At 70.2% G+C, this 3,787-nt stretch carries 2 protein-coding genes and 1 pseudogene; 2 read left to right on the forward strand and 1 reads right to left on the reverse strand.

The window, feature by feature from the left end:
- The first annotated feature begins 74 nt into the window (after nt 1-74).
- Nucleotides 75-1,712 (forward strand): L-lactate permease, encoded by a 1,638-nt coding sequence (locus VGS97_RS16410; protein WP_326854402.1) that lies wholly within the window; start codon nt 75-77, stop codon nt 1,710-1,712.
- 175 nt (nt 1,713-1,887) lie between these two features.
- Here VGS97_RS16410 and VGS97_RS16415 read toward each other — a convergent pair whose 3' ends face one another.
- Entirely contained in the window at nt 1,888-3,324 is a 1,437-nt protein-coding gene (locus VGS97_RS16415; RefSeq protein WP_326854403.1) for a GH1 family beta-glucosidase, read from the reverse strand.
- Nucleotides 3,325-3,638: 314 nt separating this feature from the next.
- Between VGS97_RS16415 and VGS97_RS29900 the strand changes: the two are divergent.
- Nucleotides 3,639-3,787, forward strand: a pseudogene (locus VGS97_RS29900) (IS110 family transposase); the annotation flags it as partial.

The following is a 3,787-nucleotide window of genomic DNA, read 5'->3' on the forward strand; positions in this document are numbered from 1 at the left end:
CTGCTCGTGGACACTCAGACGGACGCGGAGAGTCTCGCGGATTCGCCCTGAGCCGACCATGCCCGAGGTGACGCGTGTATCGACAGGTACTTGACCCATTCGCACATTCCCTGGCCTGGAGTGCGCTCCTCGCCACCCTGCCCGTGGCCGCCTTGTTCGCGTTGCTCGGCCTGGCGCGGACGAAGGCTTGGAAGGCCTCGCTCGGCGCGCTCGCCGTCGCCGCGCTCGTGGCGGCCGTCGTCTATCCCATGCCGGTGGGCCAGGTCGCCTTGGCCGCCGGCCAGGGGGCGGCCTTCGGCCTCTTCCCGCTCGCCTGGACCTTCGTCACGGCCATCTGGATCTACCAGATGACCGTCGAGACAGGGCACTTCAACCTGCTCAGCGGCAGCTTCGCGCGGGTCAGCGGCGACCAGCGGGTCCAGGCGATCGTCATCGCGTTCTGCTTCGGCGCCCTGCTTGAGGGCTTGGCGGGCCAGGGCACGCCGGTCGCGATCACCACGGTGATGCTCATCGCGGTCGGCTTCACGCCGCTCAAGTCGGCGTCGATAGCGCTGGTGGCCAACACCGTCCCGGCGGCGTTCGGGCCGCTCGGGTTGCCGATCACGACGCTGGCCAAGGTCACCGGCCTGCCATCGGCGCAACTCGGCTCGATGGCCGGGCGCCAGGTGCCGATCATCGCGCTGTTCGTCCCGCTCCTGCTGGTCGTGGTGGCCGACGGGCGCCGCGGGCTGCGCGAGGCGTGGTGGCCGGCTCTGGCGGCCGGGATGTCCTTCGCACTGACCCAGTTCGTCGTCGCGAACTACGTCGCGATGCCGCTGGCCGACATCGGCGCGGCGATGCTGAGCGCATGCGTCGTGGCCATGGTCGCCCGGACACGTCCGGCCGCGGCGTTCCGCCTGGTGCCGGCGATGGCGGGCGGATCCCTCGACGAGCCTGACCCGATGCTGCGGCGCAGGCTGGAGTTGCGCGACACCCGCGCGGAGGTCTTGCGCGCCTACTCCCCCTACATGGTGATCGTCGCCATCTTCGTGCTCTCACAGTGGTCCCTCGTCGGCCATCTGCTCAACGGCCCCACGAAATCGTTCAACTGGCCGGGCCTGCACGTGTACAGCCCCAGCGGCAAGGTCTCCAGTCTGACGATCTTCAAGTTCAACTACCTCGCGACCACCGGGACGCTCCTGCTCGCCGCCGGTCTGATCACCATGGCGGTACTGCGCATCGCGCCGCGCGCGGCCCTCGCCGCGTACTGGCGGGTGCTCGTCCGGCTGCGCGGAGCGATCGTCGCCGTCGCCGGGCTACTGGCGCTCTCGTTCGTGATGAACACCAGCGGGCAGACCGCGACGCTGGGCACCTGGATGGCCAGCGCGGGGCACTCCTTCGCCCTGCTCTCGCCGATCGTCGGCTGGCTGGGCGTCTCGCTGACCGGCTCGGACACGTCCTCGAACTCACTGTTCGGCGCGTTGCAGGTGACGGCGGCCGGCAAGGCGGGCCTGAGCACGACCCTGCTGGCGGCGGCGAACGCCTCCGGCGGCGTGGTCGGCAAGATGATCTCGTTGCAGAACCTGACCATCGCCGCCGGCGCCGTGGGTCTTGAGGGCGGCGAGGGCCGACTGTTCCGCAGGATGCTGCCGTGGAGCCTGGTCCTGCTGGCCGGGATGTGCCTGATCGTCGGTTTGCAGTCCACGTCCGCGCTGTCCTGGATGGTCCCGTAGTCCGGCACCCGCAGTCCGGAACCCTGTAATCCAGCACCCCGTAATCCAGCACCGCGTAATCCGACATCGCATAACTCGACACAGCGTAGCCCTGTAATCCGACACAGTGAGCGCGCCGGACCTGGCGCCCGGCGCGCTCACTGTGCCTTCTTTACGGTGTCCTCCTTATTGCGATTTACTCCGATGCCCGGACGCGCTGGATCGTGTCGCGGTACCAGAGGGCGCTCTGCTTCGGAATGCGCTGTTGGGTGTTGTAGTCCACCCGCACGATGCCGAAGCGCTTGTCGTAGCCGTACGCCCACTCGAAGTTGTCCAGCAGCGACCAGACGAAGTAGCCGCGGATGTCGGTGCCCGCGTCACGGGCCGCCACCACGGCGGCGATGTGCGCGGCCAGGTAGTCGATGCGTCCCTGGTCGCGCACGAAGCCCGCGGTGTCCGGCACGTCGGCGAACGCCGCGCCGTTCTCGGTGACGAAGATCGGCACGCCGGGGTAGTCGCGCCCGACGCGGGTGAGCACCTCGGCGAAGTCCTCCGGCATGATCTCCCAGCCCATCGCGGTGCGCGGCAGGCCGTACGGCACGGCGCGGCCGGTCGGGCTGCCGCTCGCGTCGAGCGGCGCGCCGTTCTCGTCCACGCCGGAGCTCTTCATGCTGAAGTAGTAGTTGACGCCCAGCGTGTCCAGCGGGGCCGAGATGACTTCCAGGTCGCCGTCCTGGACCGGCAGCTCGATGCCGCGCGCGGCCAGGTCGGCCACGATGTCCTCGGGGTAGCGGCCGTACCACAGCGGGTCGAGGTAGACACGGGTGCCGAGGCCGTCGGCGCGGCGCGCGACCTCCTGGTCGGCCGGGGAGTCGGTGGCGGCGCGCGCGGTGCTCAGGTTGAGCGTGATCGCGAGGCTGAGCGGGTGACGTGGCGCGTCGCCGCCGTTGGCCTCGCGGATCCGCGCCGCTGCGAGCCCGTGGCCGAGCAGCAGGTGGTGCACCGAGTGCATGCCGGCCGCGAACTCGCGGCGGCCGGGGGCCTGCACGCCCTCGACGTAGCCGAGCATCGCCGAGCACCACGGCTCGTTCAGCGTGGTCCAGTGCTCGACGCGGTCGCCGAGCCGCGCGTAGACCAGCTCCGCGTAGTCGGCGAAGCGGTAGGCGGTGTCCCGGTTCGGCCAGCCGCCGGCGTCCTCAAGCTCCTGCGGCAGGTCCCAGTGGTACAGGGTGACCCAGGGCTCGATCCCACCGTCCAGCAGTTCGTCGACCAGCCGGTCGTAGAACGCCAGCCCCGCCGCGTTGGCCGGGCCACGGCCGCCGGGCTGCACCCGGGGCCAGGCGATCGAGAAGCGGTACGCGTCCAGGCCGAGCTCGCGGATCAGCCCGACGTCCTGCGGCATGCGGTGGTAGTGGTCGCAGGCCACGTCCCCGGTGTCGCCGTTGTCCACCGCACCGGGCACCCGCCCGAAGGTGTCCCAGATCGACTGCGTGCGCCCGTCCTCGTCCACCGCTCCCTCGATCTGGTAGGCGGACGTCGCCGTGCCCCAGCGGAACGTGGCGGGCAGCCGGTCGATGGTGCTGTCGTGGCGGGTCGCCACGCGGGTGTCCGCCGGCGCGGCACTGGTGTCCATGTTTCTCCTGTTTCGGGCAGTGCGGCACCGTCCCCCGTGCTTAGGGCGCTGATGCTCGCTTCGGGTGTAGCGGGTCAGTAGTGCGGTCGCTTGTCGGTGACACCCTGTTGGCGTGAAAATCGGTGTGGTGGCCGTCCGGTGGACGTCGTGTCGCCTTGGTGCGTTCCGAGCCCGTGGGTCAGTAGGACGCTGGGGGTCCATCGACAGGCACCCGGATGTGTTGCCTTGAGCACGCGAATCAGACTCTTGCGCCTGCCGGACCCCTGCCGGGCGGTCCCACGCCCCTGGCCGCGACGTGAAGGGAGAGCGGGCCGATGGACGTCATCCACCCCAGATGCGCGGGGATCGACATCAGCAAGGGCGATGTGAAGGTCACTATCCGGGTGCCGGCCGGCGCCCGGCGCCGCAGCGAGACCCGCACCTTCAGCTCCATGACCCGTGACCTGCTGGCGATGCGGGACTG

The sequence above is a fragment of the Actinocrinis sp. genome, from assembly GCF_035946395.1.
Taxonomy (GTDB): domain Bacteria; phylum Actinomycetota; class Actinomycetes; order Streptomycetales; family Catenulisporaceae; genus Actinocrinis.

Bases quoted from the DNA above. Each gene is read 5' to 3' on its own strand.
- VGS97_RS16415 (WP_326854403.1), bottom strand. From the start codon at position 3,324: ATGGACACCAGTGCCGCGCCGGCGGACACCCGCGTGGCGACCCGCCAC.